The 17,143-nt window shown below is 59.5% G+C and carries 10 protein-coding genes; 6 read left to right on the top strand and 4 right to left on the bottom strand.

What is annotated here, in order from left to right; genetic code table 11:
- Positions 1–94: 94 nt before the first annotated feature.
- Entirely contained in the window at positions 95–1,438 is a 1,344-nt protein-coding gene (gene glmM, locus PSR62_RS04080; protein WP_274406544.1) for a phosphoglucosamine mutase, read from the top strand.
- Between the two features lie 191 nt (positions 1,439–1,629).
- Here the strand turns inward: glmM and PSR62_RS04085 are convergent, their stop codons facing one another.
- Positions 1,630–3,180 carry an Nramp family divalent metal transporter gene (locus PSR62_RS04085; protein ID WP_274406545.1) on the bottom strand — a complete coding sequence of 517 codons (1,551 nt, stop codon included), beginning with the start codon at positions 3,178–3,180 and terminating at the stop codon, positions 1,630–1,632.
- A gap of 65 nt (positions 3,181–3,245) precedes the next feature.
- Between PSR62_RS04085 and PSR62_RS04090 the strand changes: the two genes are divergently transcribed.
- The 5 genes from PSR62_RS04090 to PSR62_RS04110 all read left to right on the top strand — a co-directional run bounded on the left by PSR62_RS04090 (position 3,246) and on the right by PSR62_RS04110 (position 10,160).
- Positions 3,246–4,169, top strand: a complete 924-nt coding sequence (locus PSR62_RS04090) for an RDD family protein (protein ID WP_274406546.1) — start codon at positions 3,246–3,248, stop codon at positions 4,167–4,169.
- Between the two features lie 458 nt (positions 4,170–4,627).
- Positions 4,628–5,755: a KpsF/GutQ family sugar-phosphate isomerase gene (locus tag PSR62_RS04095; RefSeq protein WP_274406547.1), complete on the top strand. Its 1,128-nt coding sequence runs from the start codon at positions 4,628–4,630 to the stop codon at positions 5,753–5,755.
- Positions 5,756–5,774: 19 nt separating this feature from the next.
- The gene (locus tag PSR62_RS04100; RefSeq protein ID WP_274406548.1) at positions 5,775–6,299 is read left to right on the top strand and encodes a KdsC family phosphatase; all 525 of its coding nucleotides are present in this window, start codon (positions 5,775–5,777) and stop codon (positions 6,297–6,299) included.
- Complete coding sequence (locus tag PSR62_RS04105) at positions 6,293–9,700, top strand: hypothetical protein (RefSeq protein WP_274406549.1); 3,408 nt, start codon at positions 6,293–6,295, stop codon at positions 9,698–9,700. Before PSR62_RS04100 ends, PSR62_RS04105 begins: the two co-directional genes overlap by 7 nt.
- Positions 9,701–9,884: 184 nt before the next feature.
- Positions 9,885–10,160 (top strand): hypothetical protein, encoded by a 276-nt coding sequence (locus PSR62_RS04110; protein WP_274406550.1) that lies wholly within the window; start codon positions 9,885–9,887, stop codon positions 10,158–10,160.
- A gap of 408 nt (positions 10,161–10,568) precedes the next feature.
- Here the strand turns inward: PSR62_RS04110 and PSR62_RS04115 are convergent, their stop codons facing one another.
- The 3 genes from PSR62_RS04115 to PSR62_RS04125 form a co-directional block, all read right to left on the bottom strand.
- Entirely contained in the window at positions 10,569–12,110 is a 1,542-nt protein-coding gene (locus tag PSR62_RS04115; RefSeq protein ID WP_274406551.1) for a YifB family Mg chelatase-like AAA ATPase, read from the bottom strand.
- Between the two features lie 119 nt (positions 12,111–12,229).
- The gene (locus PSR62_RS04120; RefSeq protein WP_274406552.1) at positions 12,230–12,640 is read right to left on the bottom strand and encodes a hypothetical protein; all 411 of its coding nucleotides are present in this window, start codon (positions 12,638–12,640) and stop codon (positions 12,230–12,232) included.
- Positions 12,641–13,011: 371 nt separating this feature from the next.
- Positions 13,012–16,596, bottom strand: a complete 3,585-nt coding sequence (locus PSR62_RS04125; protein WP_274408330.1) for a circumsporozoite protein- membrane associated protein — start codon at positions 16,594–16,596, stop codon at positions 13,012–13,014.
- Positions 16,597–17,143: the final 547 nt, after the last annotated feature.

The following is a 17,143-nucleotide window of genomic DNA, read 5'->3' on the forward strand; positions in this document are numbered from 1 at the left end:
TGCCATCGGGCGGTTCCTGGTCAACGTCACCGCGTTGCATCGCCGTTCAGATTTGTTCTCTCCACCTCCTCGATCCAGTCTCCTTGTGTGTCCTATGAGTGAATTGATTATCAGTGTCAGTGGTCTTCGTGGCATCTTGGGTGAAACCTTGACGCCCGAGGTCGCCGTGCGTTTCGCGGCCGCGTTCTCGGCATCGATGCCCGAAGGCAAGATCGTGATTGGACGGGATGGACGCACGACGGGACCGATGCTTCGCAGTGCCATCGTGTCCGCACTGACGGCCTCCGGACGCGATGTGATTGATGCGGACGTCGCCGCGACACCCACCATCGGCGTGCTGGTTCGCGAAATGGGAGCCGTCGGGGCGATCGCGATCTCGGCCAGCCACAACCCACCGGAATACAACGGCATCAAATTGTTTGGCGGCGACGGGCGAGTCCTGGACGCCGAATCCGGAGCCAAAATTCGAGACGCCTACTTTGCGGGCACCAATCAGTGGTCCACCTATGACCAGATCGGTGAAGTCCGTTCCGTCGAAGATCCCCACGCCGCTCACCTCGAGAAAGTGCTGGCGACGGTTGATGTCGATGCGATCAAGGCCAAACAATTTCGCGTGTTGATCGACAGCAACCACGGTGCGGGCGGATTGCTGGGTGTGCGATTGCTCGAAGCGTTGGGGTGCACCGTCGAAGCGATGGGGCACGCACCGACGGGGGAATTCGCTCACACGCCCGAGCCCACTGCTGAGAACCTGCAAGGCATTTCCGCGGACGTGACCGGACGCCAGTGCGTGGTTGGATTCTGCCAAGACCCCGATGCGGATCGGTTGGCGTTGATCGACGAAACGGGACGCTACATCGGCGAAGAATGCACGCTGGCGTTGTGTGTTCGGCAGGCCATGGAAACCGGTCGCACCTCCGGGCCAATCGTGATCAACGGGGCGACCAGTTCGATGAGCACGTTGATCGCCAAACAGCATGGCGTCGAGACGTTTCGCAGCGCGGTGGGCGAAGCCAACGTGTGCGACTTGATGATCGCGAAAAAAGCCGCTTACGGTGGCGAAGGCAACGGCGGCCCGATCGATCCCACAGTGGGTTACGTTCGCGACAGTTTCGTTGGCATGGCGCAAACGTTGGCTCTCTTAGCACGAACCGGACAACCTCTCAGCGAGTTGGCCGACGAGCTGCCGCAGTTGAGCATCCACAAGAGCAAAGCCGGTGTGTCAGCGGAACGTTTGCCGGCGGTCTTTGACAAGTTGGAAGCCAAGTTCACCGACGCGGAAGCAACGCGTGGCGACGGGATGCGATTGCAATGGTCGGATCGTTGGTTGCTCGTTCGCGGCAGCAACACCGAACCGATTGTCCGCATGATCGCGGAAGCCCCGACGGCGGAAGAAGCCGCTTCACTTTGCGACCAAGCTGCCGAGTTGCTGGGTTAACTCACCGTAGGCCAGGTTCCACCTGGCGCCGTAGCCGGATTCGCCGGAATTCGGACCCTGGCGCCGTAGCCGGATTCGCCAGAATTCGGACCCTGGCACTGTAGCCGGATTCGCCAGAATTCTGAATCAAACGTTTTGTGTGCCGTCTGAATTCTCGGCGAATCCGGCTACGTTCGGATTGGTGTTGGCAATCAGGTCACCGTGGCGATGATGGTCCAGACGCCGGTGATCAGCATCGCGATGCCGGACAACCACAGCATCACGTCCCACAGTTTGCCCGGACGCAGACCATCGATGGAGCGTTTGTAGCGGAACCAAATCGCGGCTCCAGCGATCAGAGGCAAGACCACCCCCTGGGTGACTCCGCTGATCAACACCAGTTTCGCAGGGGAGGGGAACGCGATGTAGAACCCCAGGCTCATGATCGGGAAGAACGCACCGAGACCGCGGACCCATTTGTCTCGCGTCGCCTGGCTGTCGTCGATCCATCCGACCACTCGCAACGCATCCGAGAACACGCGTGCGTGCCCGGCGCAGGCGACGAAGAACGTGCTGTACAGAACGGCGATCGCACCAAACAAAAACAACGCCGCCGCCCAGTTGGAGAACACCGGCACATACATCACGGCCAGTGTGCGTACCAAATCCGATTTTTCGGGATTCAACCCCACACGGTGCAGCACCGCCGCACCGAGCAAGTAGAACGCCACGGTTGCGAAGGTGTAAACCAGCATCGATCCCCAGGCGTCAACCTGCATGACTCGCATCCATCCCGCCGCCCGCTCACGCCACTGCGGTGTGCCATCGTTTTTGCCGGTGAATTTGGCATAGCCTTTTTCGAGGCACCAATACGGGTACGCGATCAACTCGCCGGCACCCACGCCGATGATGCCAAACGTGGCCAAGGCGGTGGCGAGCGCTGTGCCGCCGTTTTCGGAAGCGGGCAGGGCACCTTTCAATCCGGAGAAGAATTCGCTGGCCGTGACGCGGTAGTCGACCTCGCCCTGCAACAAGAACAAGTTGATCAGGGTGAGCAAGGTGAACGATCCCACCAAGACCGTGCTGAAGGTTTGAATCAACCCGTACCGACCGACAAACAACAGGACGCTGGTCGCGATCGTGATGATCGTTGCCCAAAGTTTGATGTCGGGCGGTTCGTTTTTGCCGTGCTCGAGTTCGTGCGCGATGCGCAACGCGACCACTTCGGCTTCGCGGTGGTCGAGTTCTTGCAGACGCGTGGGAGCCTCTGCCGCGGAACGCTCGGATTCGGAGCGGACCGCGTAGCGTTCAAACGTCAGCAGTTGTTCCGCGTCGGCGACTTGGTTTTCTGAAACACCATGGGCCGTTGCTGGCATGGTGAGTGCGACCGCTTGGCCAACACTGCCCACGATCCCGCCTTGTTGACCGATGCTGGCCAACCACATGACCGCCCAGGCCCAGACCAACCAATTGCCATGGCGTCCCAACCGCGGGCCGGGCAGTTCATTGAACGCTTGCAGAGACGTCTTGCCGCTGGTCAGCGTGTAACGCCCCATTTCGACTTGCGTGAAAACCTTGACCACACATCCCAGCAGGATCAGCCACAGCAGAGTGAATCCGGCTTCCGCACCGGTCTTTGTGGTCGCGATCAGTTCGCCGCTGCCGACGATCGAGCCGGCGATGATCAGTCCTGGGCCGATGTTGGTCAGGATCCGCCACCAGTGGGTTGGCGGATCTCGGCGTTCCGATTCGGGGGATTTCAAAACGTGCTCGCGTTCGACAACAGAGGTGGGATGCAGGTGGGAAAGCTTGATATAGTAGCACCACCATGCCACGCGATGAAAACCAACTCGATGCTGAATCCCAGCGACCGCTCGACACCACCATCGGTGTCGTCACGCCTGAGAACATTGCGTTTGAGTATCAATTGGCCGGTCCGTTTCGGCGGTTGCCCGCCTACATCATCGATGTCTTTGTGCGCGCCGCGGTGATCGCCGCGATCGGGTTGCTCTTGCTGCTGTTCGTCGGGCTGTCGGGGTTGCAAAGCCTCGGGGCCTTCGCCTTGGCGGCGGGGATCATCAGTTACTTTTTGGTCAGCTGGTTTTACGGGGCGGCCTTGGAAGCGTTTTTCAATGGCCGCACCGTGGGAAAATGGGCCTGCGGGATTCGAGTGATCGATGTCGATGGGTGCCCGATCAATGGAAAACGTGCGGTGCTTCGCAATCTGCTTCGGATCGCCGATCTGGCGCCCGTCGCGGCACTGAGCAGTGTGGATGAGAGCATTCCGCCGATGTTTCTGATTCCCACGGGCATGGTGGGGCTGATCTGCGTGATCAGCACCCGGCGAATGCAGCGATTGGGTGACATTGCCAGCGGCACGATGGTCATCATCGATGAAAAGACGTGGCAATTGCCGGTCGCCAAAATCGATGATCCTCGAGTAGCGCCTCTGGCAACATTCATTCCCGGCGACTACGCGATTTCGCGAAGCATGGCCAGGACGCTGGCGATTTACGCTGAGCGACGGCATTACCTGACCCCTCCGCGACGCCGAGAAATCGCCAGGCACCTGACCCTGCCTCTGATCGAGCGGTTTGACTTTCGCCCCGACATCGACGCCGATTTGTTGATGATCGCACTGTATTACAAGACATTCTTGGCTGAACGAAACGCGGAACCCGCGGATTTGGGGCCCTTGGCCGGCTACAGCCCTCTGATTCGAGACATGGTCGCCCCGGCGACAACGGCTTAGAAACATCTCGTCCATGACTGGTGTGGCGGACGAGGTGACGAGTCCGCTGGGTTTGTGGAACCGGGCGGCTTGTGGGCTGTCGATTTGGGCGTCAACGACGTTTTAACGCAGGTAGGATGGGCACTTTTGCCCGTCAGAGTGATGAATGTTGGCCAAGAGTGGCCAACCGACAACAAAATCAAGAAGCCGGTGAGCAAGGGACTCGATGTGGTCCCTCGCTCACGCATCGGGTTGTGATTTGCACTCGATTCCCGCAGGAAGCACTGAATCACCAGCGAGCTTGTGCCGAAATCGAGGCAGGTTCGGGCCCGTTCCCTGCGACCGGTGGGTTTGTGTTTCACGCCGTCGCGGGTTCGACTTGCGACGCCGTCACCGTTTTCGCTATCGTCGCGCGTTGAGAATGCCCCGAAACCGCATTCGAGGCACCGACGACCCGCGACAAGAGCAAGGACGCGATTGTGGCCCCACAACCTCAACCAAATCACGGCACGTCCATTCCGACGTTGACGCCGCTTTCGCCGTTGGACCAAATTCGTTTGGTCCGCGAGACCATGCTGCGAGAAGCCGAAGCCATCCAAAAAGCCGCCGCGATCGCTTCGTCCGATGCCGCGGAAGCCGCCGCATGGATCAGTCGCTGCGAAGGATCGATCGTTTTGACCGGGGTCGGGAAAGCCGGCTTGATCGCTCAAAAACTGGTCGCAACGTTGGCCAGCACCGGATCGCCCGCTCACTTTTTGCACCCCATCGAAGCCGTGCATGGTGATTTGGGCCGCGTGCAGTCCAAGGATTTGGTGATCGCCTTTTCCAATTCCGGTCGCAGCGAAGAAGTCGTTCGCGTGGTCGAGTACCTGAAACACCAGGCCTGTGGGATCATCGCCGTCACCGCAGACCGAGAGAATCCGCTGGCAAAGCTGGCCGATCATGTCGTCCCGATTGGTCGTCATCGTGAAGCCTGCCCCGACGGTTTGGCTCCCACCAGTTCCACGGCGGTGATGTTGGCCGTGGGAGATGCAATCGCGGTCCTGGCGTCGCGTCTGTGCGGCTTCACCCCGGATGATTTCGCTCGTTTTCATCCCGGCGGTGCCTTGGGACGAAAGCTGGCTGATGTGCGGCAAGTCATGCGTCCGCTGTCCGAATGCCGGGTCGCGCCACGAACGATTTCTATTCGCCAAGCCATGATGATTGGTGGTGCCGGACGTCGAAGCGGAGCGATTTTGTTGCTCGATGACAGCCAACGACTGGCCGGTATCTTCACCGACAGCGATCTCGCGCGGTTGTTGCAACAACGTCAAGAAACCAGCCTGGATGAACCGATCGAACAGTTCATGACCCAGCAACCGATTTGTGTCGCCGAAGACGAGCGTCTGCCGCGGGCGATCGAGATTCTGTCGCAACGCAAAATCAGTGAATTGCCCGTGGTGGATTCAGATCAACGACCCGTCGGGATGATTGACATCACGGATTTGGTCGCGACGGGCGACGTTCGCCAAATGATCCCATCCAACCCCGTCACCACCTCGTCCAATCAAAACGACTCATCCGGTGAAGATGGGCCTCGTTGTATTCCCATCACCTCAGGAGACTGATTTGTCCTCCCGCCATCCCATGATTTCAGATCGTGACATCGCCGGCAAAATCAAATGCATTTTGTCTGACGTCGATGGCGTGTTGAGTGATGGAAAACTGTATTACGACTCCACCGGCGCGGAAACAAAAACGTTTCATGTTCGCGACGGGTATGGCATCAAAGCCTGGATGAACGCGGGACTGCATTTCGGAATCATCACGGCTCGTCACAGCGACGCCTTGACGCGTCGAGCGAAGGAATTGGGCATCCAGCATGTGGTGCAAAATTCCAGCGACAAATGGCAATCCGCGACCGAGATGATGTCGGCGATGAAGGTCACCCCGGAAGAGGTCTGTTACATCGGCGATGACGTTCCTGACATCACGGTGATGCGTCGTGTGGGATTGGCTGCCGCACCGGACGATGCCGCCATCGATGCTCGCGAAGCTGCGCACTGGATCACCCGTCTGCCAGGTGGAACGGGTGCGGTGCGTGAATTGATTGAGCGTTTGATGCGTGCTGGGAACACTTGGCCGTCCCTTTCGAAAGACCCTCCATGCTGACGCAGTTGCGCGACTACTTGGTCGGCCTGTGTGTGTTGGTGGCAGCGGCTGGTCTCTATCAAGTCACCGTGGCGGCATGGCTGACGCCGCCCGAAATCGTCGCTGCGCCCGTCGCTCCAACCAAAGTGAGTGGTGGCGATGGCAACTTGGATGACTTGTTTGCGGACACGGATTGGCAACGCGGTCGCACGATTCGTTTGAAAACAGACGATGGGATGCTGCTGTGCCAAGAATGCACCCAAAAAGACGGTCAGACGTGGGAACTCAAACCGATCACGATCGTCATCGGTCGCGGGCTGAGTGAGGAGGGTTCGAAAGAGCCGATCTTGATCACCGCCTCCGAAGGTGCGTCGATCAAATTTGATGCCCCGTTGGATGTGATGAGCGGTGTCGCACCTTCGATCGAGCGTGGCCAACTTCGCGGCGAAGTGATCATTCAGCGATCGACTCAGCCGACTGGCGACGCGGCCGAAATCGCTTCATCGGCCTACCAGGTGCGTGGGATCACCCCCGAACCACCGAATCCCAAGGACGCAGCGGATTCTGTGCTGCACATTCGGACTTCCAACGTCGGCATCGATCGCCGCACGATTTGGACCAACGACCCCATTCACATGCAGGTCGGACGGGCCACGATGATCGGGCGTGTCCTGACCTTGCACTTGGCTGCGTCCGCGGGCCGATCCAATGACGTCACCGGCACCTTGGACCGCATGGAGCTGGTGTACCTGCAGAAACTATCGCTGCCGCTGGATGACCCAAACGACCCGTCACAAGACGACCCGAAGGGCGTGGTCGAAGTCCGCTGTGGCAACATGATTCAGTATGACTTTGCTCTCGATCAATTGAGTCTGAATCAAAACGTGGAACTGATGCGATTGCCCGCGTCGGCCATCGAAACCGCCAACCAAATTTCGCCACCGCGAGAAGATTGGATCGATCGCTTCCGATGTGACTCGTTGGTGATGACGCTGCGTGATCCACTGAACTCGAAGTTACGCCGTGATGACGCAATGGATTGGATCGATCGCGTCGAAGCGACAGGGTCTCCCGTGCAAATGGACATTCGGTCACAAGCGTTTGGGATGACTGCCGGTCGGGTCTTGTTCGATCCGGTGGAAGGTTGGCTGATCGCGGACCCGGTTTCCGCCGCCGATGTCGCTGGTGTGGCACAGCCAAACAGTGCGACGGCCAATGATCCCAACCGAGACTACGTGCGACTGCAACGTGGCGACTTGGAAGGCTTTCTGTCGCAGATCCGGTATCGATTCAATCCTGCCGAGCCCAAGCAATTGGGAACCATCACGGTGGAAGGTAGCGGACGGGTGTTTCACCACGCCGCGGATTCCGCGATGCGGTCGTTCGCGTGGCAAGACGGTTTGCAAATCGAACCGCAAGGCATTGCGACCCCCGATCAAATGCAGGTCAACTTCGCGGTTTGGTGCGAAGGCCAACTGCACGCGATGTTGGCGGATGGTGGATCGTTTCTGGCGGACCGCGTGGAAGGCATCCTGAGTCCTGTTGCCGATGGCAAGCCGCAACGCCTGGGGAATTCCCAGGATTCGGAGGGCTCGTTGAACCAGAAATGGTTGCCGGAAAGTTTGGCGGCCATCGGCAACGTGCAAATCAATTCATCGTCCTTGCAAGCTCGGACGAACCGCATGCATCTTTTCTTTCAACATGGAAAAGAAGCCGAGAGTGGACGCGAGAAACAAGGGAGTGACGATCCCATTCGCAATTGGGTCCGGCAACCCGATTCGTCCAACACCGTCGTTCGTGATCAATCGAATCCAAATGCATCTCAGCCAGCGACGATTCGCGGTGACATGGTGGCCGCGACATTGTCGATGGACGGCGGGGACCTGACAGCAACCGACCTCAGCGTGACGGGCAGTGTCGAAGTCACTCATCCCATGAAAACTCGGGCCGCGAAGGCACCGATCCATGGCAGCGGTGCGGGCACCGTTCCAGCGACCATGTTGGCAACCCTGACGGGAGAGAAACTGCGTTTTCGTGATGGGGGTGCCAGCGATGTGATGGAACTGACTGGCACGCCCAACGCTCCTGCACGACTTCAGATGGGAGACGGTTATTTCATCGGTCCACAAATCCAAGTCCGACCGGAAGACAACTTCGTGTGGGTCAACGATGCCGGGCAGTTCGTCCTTCCGTCGCACATGTTGCCAGCACTTTCGGTTGCGTCTCGCAATCCATCTCAATCGACGGCGCGGTGGTCGCGACCCCCACGTTGTCGCTTTGGTGGTTCACTGACATTCGACGGCAAGGTCGCCACTTTGGCGGGCGGTGTGGTGCTGGACACCGTGATCACCCAAGACGAATCGACCAACGAAATTCAGATGCGTGGCGATCAGCTCAGGTGGACGCTGACCGACCCGATCCACCTGCGAACGCCCGCCAGTTTCAAAAAGTCCGGCATCGCCGAAATCGCTTTGGTGCAAACGGGATCACAACCGGTCGAGTTGACCGTGGACCAGTTCGCTCGCGATGGTGTGCATGAGTCGCGGCATCATCTGCAAACGTCTCGGCTCGCGTGGTTGCCAGATGCGGAGGCCAACCCTGCGGTCCAGGATTCCGCTGGCGTCGCCCCGGTTTCGACCAGGGAGGGTGCCTCGGGAATGATCATCGCGCCGGGCCCCGGTTCCTATCGAGCTTGGTTGCGGAACGCGAAAGGTGGCAATTTGTTGACCAACAATGCGCCGGCCAATTCCAATTCTGCGAGCAACGCGGTGGGTTCACCAACCGGTGCACCCGATTCGCGATCGTCCGCTTGGAACCCCGGCATGATCGAGGACCCGAACGCAGCCGGCCCGCGAGCGGGAGAAAGCCCCGAGCCGACGATCATGGGCGTGCACCTGATCTTCCAAGAATCGATGCAGGGCGACTTGTTGGCCAAGACATTGACGTTTCGTCGCGGCGTGCGAGTGGCCCAGCAAAACCTGCCGGACTTTGAGACTTTGATGGACGCCAGTCGAATGGATCTGTTGTCCGAAGGCGAATCCACCTTGGATTGCGATGCGTTGCGAATCGCGGTTGATCCCAGCGTTCCATTCCGGCAACGCACGATGGGCGCGACCACGACCGCGTGGGAGATCCAGGCTTCGGGCGGGGTGTTGTTCCGAACTCGCACCGAGAATTCCGCGTTCACCGTGACCGCGGACCGCTGCGGTTACGCCGCGGCCAAGGACTTGTTCACTGTGTTTGGGGCCCCCACGCGTCCGGCTCGATTGCAGCAAACGACGGCGCTCGGCAAACCAGGCCTGAATCTCGAAGTCGGCCACGCGACGATGCGACTGAAAACGATGGAGATCCTCTCGATGCCAACGTTCAAGGTTTTGCCCGGTGACCTCTCTTCGCTGAACAATCGGCCGACGCAGCGATAGCCCCGGATAAGCGGAACAAGTGGTACGAAGATTGCGTTTGGGGAGACCATTCTCTGCATTCAATCCGTTGTTGGCCCGGTTGCTCGTCGTGCACACGAATTGGGCTGCAGAGTTGTCATGTCGATTTTGAACGGGTGAAAAATCCTGCGTTCACTGATCCATCCCACCCAGGGGAACCGAAGTCATGAGCCAACTGTTGGAAGCGACCCAGTCCGAGTGTCAGGTTCAGCGCACGCTGCAGCGCATCGAGGGCATGTTCCAGGAACACGAATCGCTCGGCCGCTATGCGAGCAAGTTGAAAGTCACCGTCCACGAATCGAAGATCGTATTGGGCGGCACGCTGCCGAGTTCGGATTTGAGGCAGCAGCTGGTGCCCACGATTCGCCAAGCCGGTGTCCTCTGGCGAATCGACAACAACGTTGCCGTGCAAGCGACCACGCCCGTCGCAAAAGCGTCCTGAAGGCTGGTTGCCGGAACCTGGCTTCTTTGCATTGAGACTGGTCTGCCCTGATCGCCGGATGGTGCCATCCATCACCATGCAGGCAACTTCGCCCCGGAGGGGCCGACATCGTTAGCTCGGGGCGGAAGCCCCGAGATCGTTGATGGCCCCTTACCATGTCGCCCCGGACGGGGCCGTCACTCCGTGACTGGTTGGTTGGGTGTGGCGTCTTGGGACCTTGGGTTGAAACCCAAGGCTGGTCGGCTGCCGTCACTCCGTGACTCTTGCGTGGATGTGTTGTTCGACCGAACCGCGGAGCGGTGACGTCCGCGAGCCTTGGGTTTCAACCCAAGGTCTGGGGGGCGGAAAAGACAAAGCAACAGCCGCGGAGCGGCGGCATCCGTCTTCACGCGACGCGCCAAGCCAGCCCTACACCCAGAGGTCGGCGTCGAGGTTTCGGTAGCCGATGGCTTCGGCGAGGTGTTCTTCGCTGATCGCGGGCTCGCCCGCCAAGTCGGCGATCGTTCTGGCGACACGCAAAATCTTGTCGTGAGCTCGCGCGGACAGGCCCAGTGACTCCACGCCGGCTTTGAGCAGCGTTTTACTGGCGGTGCTCAGTTCACAATGCTGCCGTGTTTGTCGGCTGCTCATCTGAGCGTTGTAACGGATCGGGCTGCCCTCGAATCGTTCGGCTTGCACATCCCGAGCCCGCATGACGGAGTCACGCATCATCGCGCTGGTCTCGCTCGACGCATCACGAGCCGTCAATTCTTCAAAGGGAACCGCGGGGACCTCGATGTGAATGTCGACCCGGTCCAGCAGTGGACCGGAGATCTTGCCCATGTAACGTTCGATCTGAGGCGGTGTGCAGTTGCAACTTCGTCGAGGATCCGAGCGATACCCACACGGGCAGGGGTTGGCGGCCGCGATCAACATGAAGTCCGCGGGAAAGGTCGTGCTCCGCAGGGCTCGTGAGATCGTCACGACACCGTCTTCGAGCGGTTGCCGCATGACTTCGAGGGTCTTGCGATTGAATTCCGGCAGCTCGTCCAAGAACAGGATGCCGTTGTGAGCCTTGCTGATTTCACCCGGTGCGGGTGGGCTGCCTCCGCCGACCAAACCGGCGTCACTGATCGTGTGGTGAGGGCTGCGGAACGGTCGACGCGCCAGCAACGGTTGTTTGGAAGGCAATTGCCCCACGGCGCTGTAAATGCGAGTGGTTTCGATCGATTCGGCGGGCACCAGCGGAGGCAGGATGGTTGGCATGCGTTTCGCCAACATGGTTTTCCCGCTGCCAGGAGGTCCGATCATCAACAAATTATGGCGGCCGGCCGCGGCGATCGTCATCGCTCGCTTGGCTGACTCTTGGCCGCGGACATCGGCGAAGTCGACTTCGTATTCGCTGAAGGCTTCAAAGATTTCTTCGACGCCGCTGGGTACGGGCGGCACCTCGATCTCACCGGCAAAGAAGGCGACGCACTGGGACAGACTGTCGACCGCGATCACCTCCAGGTCTTCGACCACCGCGGCTTCGGCGGCCGATTCGGTGGGCACGACCAAACCCTTCAGTGATTTGTCCTTGGCGGCCTCGATCGCGATCGACAGGGCGCCTTTGACCGGGCGGGTGATGCCTTCCAGGGCCAGTTCCCCGACCACGGCGTAGTCTTCCAAACGATCGAGGACCAATTGACCGCTGCCCGCCAGGACACCCAGTGCGACCGGCAAGTCGAACGAGGGTGCTTGTTTGGGGAGATCACCGGGGGCCAGGTTGATGACCACGCGATCTTGCGGGCGGATGAAACCACTGTTGACGATCGCGCGTTCGACGCGGTGGGTCGATTCTTTGACAGCCGCTTCCGGCAGACCCACCAAGATCGTCTTGGGCATCGCGGCCGGAGAGATGTCGACTTCGACATCAACAGGCATCGCCTCGATGCCGAGCAACGTGAATGTTTTGAGCCGTGCCAGCATCGATTGTGTGCCCTTGCGGAAACCATGATCCAGGCACCGATGATGACGGCGGCGCGCGCACAAAGCAACCAGGGACGCGATTCTCGCGATGTTTCAATGCTTGGGGCGCCCCGGTTGTCCTAGCGTTGGTTGGCAGCTTCCGCTGCTTCGCGAGCCGCGTTGATGGCCGGCATCAGCAAACCAACCAGCAATCCAAAGGTCAACAAACCGAACACGATTCCAAGGATGAATTTGAGCTTGGCGGACTGAAAACGTTTGGGAAGACTTCCCGTGGGAGCATTCGGTTCGGTGAGGAATGGGTGTTGTTGGGCAAGGGAACGCCACTGGAAAAGACGGAACAAATACCAGGGGAAGATGATGACCAAACCGATGCCACTGCAGAAAAAGCACAGCACAATCGCCAGCCAAAATTGCCGGGCGTCCTTGATGATCGCTTCCACCTTTTTGACAACCTCAGGTGGGAGGCCTCCCGTGCCAGGGCTGAACGAGGTGTCGGACACGTTGCCGGCAGCGTAAGGATTTTCTGACATCGATGAGAGAATCGTTTGAGAGCGAGAGCGGATGGAATGAAAATGTCGAGCGCAATGCGGGCGGAGGCAAGCTCAAGGGAACTCGCTCAGTGGGACCAACAAAAAGTAGGAGTGTAAAAAGCAATCTCGAGCACCCCGTTCCTTTTCGGCGATCAACAAGGCCTTCATCTCAACCGGGATTGTCCGCGTTCGCTTGCCCGTCACTTGGAACGCCATCACTGAATCCTGTCAGGAGAACACTGCAATCGTGTGCAGCGTGAGTTGTTCGGGCGAGACTCGCCGCGACAAAACTTGGGTCCGTGAGTATAGCCGGACGGTGACCTGGCAGTGATTTCTGAGTGACGGTGAACTGAATGGCGTTCACGCCGGATTCAGTTGGACGCTCCTGTTGGTCTCCAACCGCGACGGAATGCTTCGAAGGCATCGCGGACGGCGGCGGGAGCCTGTCGGCGGTTGCCGCTGTCTTGCAGGCCACGCAAGCCATCTTGTTGGCCAGGTGTGGATTGGGAACGCATGGACTGCGGTGCGCGCAGACCCAAACTTCGCAGGGCTTCTTCCACGTCGGAGCGGTCCAAGTTGGGATTCGCGCCCGGTTGATCGATCGGTTTGACGTTCTGCCAGCGTTCGCGAAAACGCTGCAAGTCTTCCGGCGTCCATTTCAAACGGTCGAGCAAGTTCGGGTCCGGGTCCTGCCGGGTTTCGTCAAGGTAATCGAGCGCCATGTCGGTCGCACGCTTGGTGTATTCCAAATCAGCGGGATCGGCTGGAGGTAGCTCCGTGTTGGATTCACCGTTGCCGGGGAGGTTTCCGCTGGCCGTGGAATTCCCAGTGAAGTTGGAGGAATCGCCGGCTTGCGACCCCGCGGTTTCAGACCCGGCTGTTTCAGAACCGCCAGGGGACGCTTCGGAGGAAGCCTCGGAGTTGCCCGGGTTGGATGAGTCTTGGTCGCCGCCTGATTCATTCGGGGCACCTTGTTCATTCGGGGCACCTTGTTCCGAGCTATCGCCAGGTTCCGAGCCATCGCCAGCGGAGGAGTCTTGGTTGCCAGGACTTGGCGAGCTCGATTTGGAAGAGCCCGATTCGGATGGTTCACCCGAGGCATCGCCCTCGTCGGAAGAGGGCGAGCCGTCTTGAGGTTGCCCGGGATCGCCGGCTTGTTCTCCGGGCTTTCCCATTTGCGAGTCGGACGATTCTGAACCAGGTTCTCCCGACTCGGTTCCAGGTTTTCCCGATTCGGTCCCTGGCGATTCTTCTCCTGCTGACCCATCGCCTGACGGTGAGCCATCCGAGGAAGGATCCTGCGACTGAGAACCGTCCCCGGGTTGATTGTCTCCAGATGCATTTTCACCAGAGCCGTTGTCGTTGGATGGGGTGTCGCCGGATGGATCGCCACTCGATTGGTCCGAACCGTTTGGCTTGGATCCTGGTTCGTTGGAATCATTCGCGTTGGAGTCGTTGGATTGTGAATCGGAGTCAGATCCCTCTTGGTTCTCGTTTGGCTGCTGTTCACCGGAGGATTGCTGGCCAGCGTTTCCCGGTTGTTGTTGGTTCTCTTGTTGTTCTTTCAAGTATTCGTTGATGCGCTCGAAAGCTTCCGCGTCATCTTGTGGGGCGGACTGCGGCACGCGTGAACCACTGGACTCCTGCGAGCCTTCTGGATTTCCCGCAGTGTCGCGGGATCCGTCTTGGTCGCGTCCAGATTCGGGCGATCCCGATGAGTCTGGTTGACCTGGGGCTTGGTTGCCTGACGGAGAACCTTCGGCCGGTTGTTGAGCGTCGCCGGATTGGCCGGCTTCGTCGTTGCCGGATGCATTGGCACCCTGTTCACCGGCACCCTGTTCGGTTCCGGTTGATTCATTCGGGCCTTCCGACATCGCATTGGGATCGCTCGAACCTTCACCTGCGTTGCCGGTTGATGCGTCACCGGGTTCCGAGCCGTCGCTGCTGCCCGAGTCGGCGTTGTTGTTCCCACTGTTGGAATCGGATGGATCGCCGGGGTCGGAGTCACCACCTGAAGAGTCATTGCCGGATGAGTTGCCGTCGGACTCGCCACTGGTTTCGTTTTCGCCGGTTGGTTCCGAGTCGGATTCGCCGGAGCCACTTTGTCCTTCACCGCCCTGGCCACCTTGTTCGGATTGCCCACTCTCGCCGTTTCCACCGCCGCCTCCTGATTGGCCTTCTTCGCCGGGGCCAGAACCATCCGGTGAGCTGCCATCGTCAGGGGTTTGCCCGTCGTTGTCGTCTTGTTCTTCCGGGGTTGGAGGATCGGGGGTGCGTCCCGCGACGATCTGCAGACGCACCGGTTCGGTGCGTGTGACACCAGGTTGGATGCTGGGGTTGTTGGCGTCGCGTCGATTGTCGGTGGCGATCGCGACGACTTCCACTTCGTCACCGACCATCAAACGTGATGAGCGTGCACCACGGCGACCGGCGTTTGTCAGAATCATTCGCGATGGGCGGAAGCGATACTCGGCGATTTGGTTGCCCTTCGCACCGGCCTCGTTCTTCCACAGCGAAGCGCGAGCGATCACATCGATGCCACGCCGGATTTCGATTTCAATTTCAGACAACCCAAAGTCCACGTCCGCAGCGTGGATCTCAAACAGTTGTTGAGCGTCCAGCGGAACTTGTTTGGGCGATCGACGGGGCACCACGATCGTGATCTCCGGCGGCAGATCACGGATCACTTCGATCGGATAGATGATCGGGTCGGAGTTGGATTGTTCGGCTTGGTCCCAAACGCGAATCCGGTAGCTGGTCAGTTCAACGGCACGCGTGGCCGCTTCGCCACTGCGCAGATCAAACGGCAACTCCAGCGACGAGCCATCCTCACTCAGCGTCATCTCGCGAACGCCCGCGGTGGCCCGAGTCTCCTGCCCCATTCGTTTGGGATTGAACTCGACCACGGCCCGAGCGACCGGGCGATTGACTCGGGCTCGCAAGATCACGCGCGTTCCATCGACGCCTCGAATCGAACCACTGCGTCGAACGCGGGTGGTTTCTCCGGTGTACGCCGGTGGTTGGTATTGGACTTCGGTGACGCTGACGACGGGCGTGTCACGAATGGTCCACTCAAACGGTCCGGCCACCGCATCCCCAGCCACAATCTCATAACGTTGGACACCGGTGGCCTGATGCGAAACACGGATCGATGCGGTGTGAGCGACGGTCGATCGGGTGGCAGTGGATTCGTCCATTTGCATCTTGGTGACGCGTTGGCCGGAAACGCGGTCGCCAGACGTGGTGGTGGATTCGTCCGAGTTCAGCCAGCGGAACTCGACCGTTTCGTCGTCTCGCAGGCCACGGACGGTCGCAGCAACCATCACCGTTCGTCCGGCCAGGACTTCTGCGTCGCCTGGTTGAACGTCTGTGATCTGGACTCGATTGGCTGGCCGAATGTCGGCAGCGGGAGCCATCAGTCTGGCGGCCGATTGCAATGCGTTTTTGGGAGAGGCGATGGCATAGATCACCAACACGGCCAGCAACGCGATCGTGGCGATCCACCAACGCAGCAGCCCGGTGGCTTCCTCGGGCAACGCATCGATCGAGCGCAGCTTCGCAGCGGTGGTCGCGCCGATGGACTGAACCACGCGTTTGGAAAGCTGGCCTTTGAAGGCGGAATCCCCCGCGGAATCTTGAGCTGTCAGTGTGACGTAGCTGGAAAGAGCGTGTCCCAGTTCGGGATGGTCTCGTTCCAGAGCACGGGCGGCGTAGTCGGCTCGAACCGAAGATCGCAGCACGGGCCAAACCGAACGCAGGGCGTGGACGACGGCGGCGGCGACCGCGATGGAAGCGACCACCACTCGGCCGATCGTTCCTGGCGACCAAATCCACTGGTCCATCACGATCCAGCCCAGCATCGCGGCCATGCCCACCAAAACACCGCGCAGGATTTGACGTGTCAGTTCGGCTCGCCAGAGCGCGGACCGAGCCACCTCGATTCGCGACTGGATCAAGGCGTCGTACGCCGGTTTCGCTGTCCCCGAGGACGCCCGAGATTTGGGGTCGGTCGAGGGCGTTCGCGAATCAGAGCTGCGGGGGGACGAAACGACGGACACGCGGTCTATCCAAAAAGGAATCAATCAAACGTCGCAAGCTGCCGCTGGCGACGAGAACGCAGACGCTCGAAACGGGCCTCTTCGAAACACTCTCATTCTATTTGATCGGCGATCCGGGCATCTTGGAACCATCGATCACTCCCAACAAAACATTTGCTCGGTTGAAAGGTGTATGTTATTTGCGACGAAGAAAGTTCGGTTTCTCAGCCTTGATTGGGTGAGGTGAAACGCTCCATTCGGGGTGGCTTCGTTCGTTTGCAACGATTTCGCGGGCATCTGCCTGAATACACCGGGCTGTTTTGTTCGAGATTTGTTTTCGGTGAACGATCATTGTGAACATATTGGGGATGTATCAAAGAAGCAGATCAACCGGGCAGCTCGCTGTTCCAAGATCTTAGATTTGTTGTCGATCACTTTCAGTCGACTTTCCGATCCTGCTGCATTG

Origin of the sequence: Rhodopirellula sp. P2 (assembly GCF_028768465.1) — a bacterium.
Classification (GTDB): domain Bacteria; phylum Planctomycetota; class Planctomycetia; order Pirellulales; family Pirellulaceae; genus Rhodopirellula.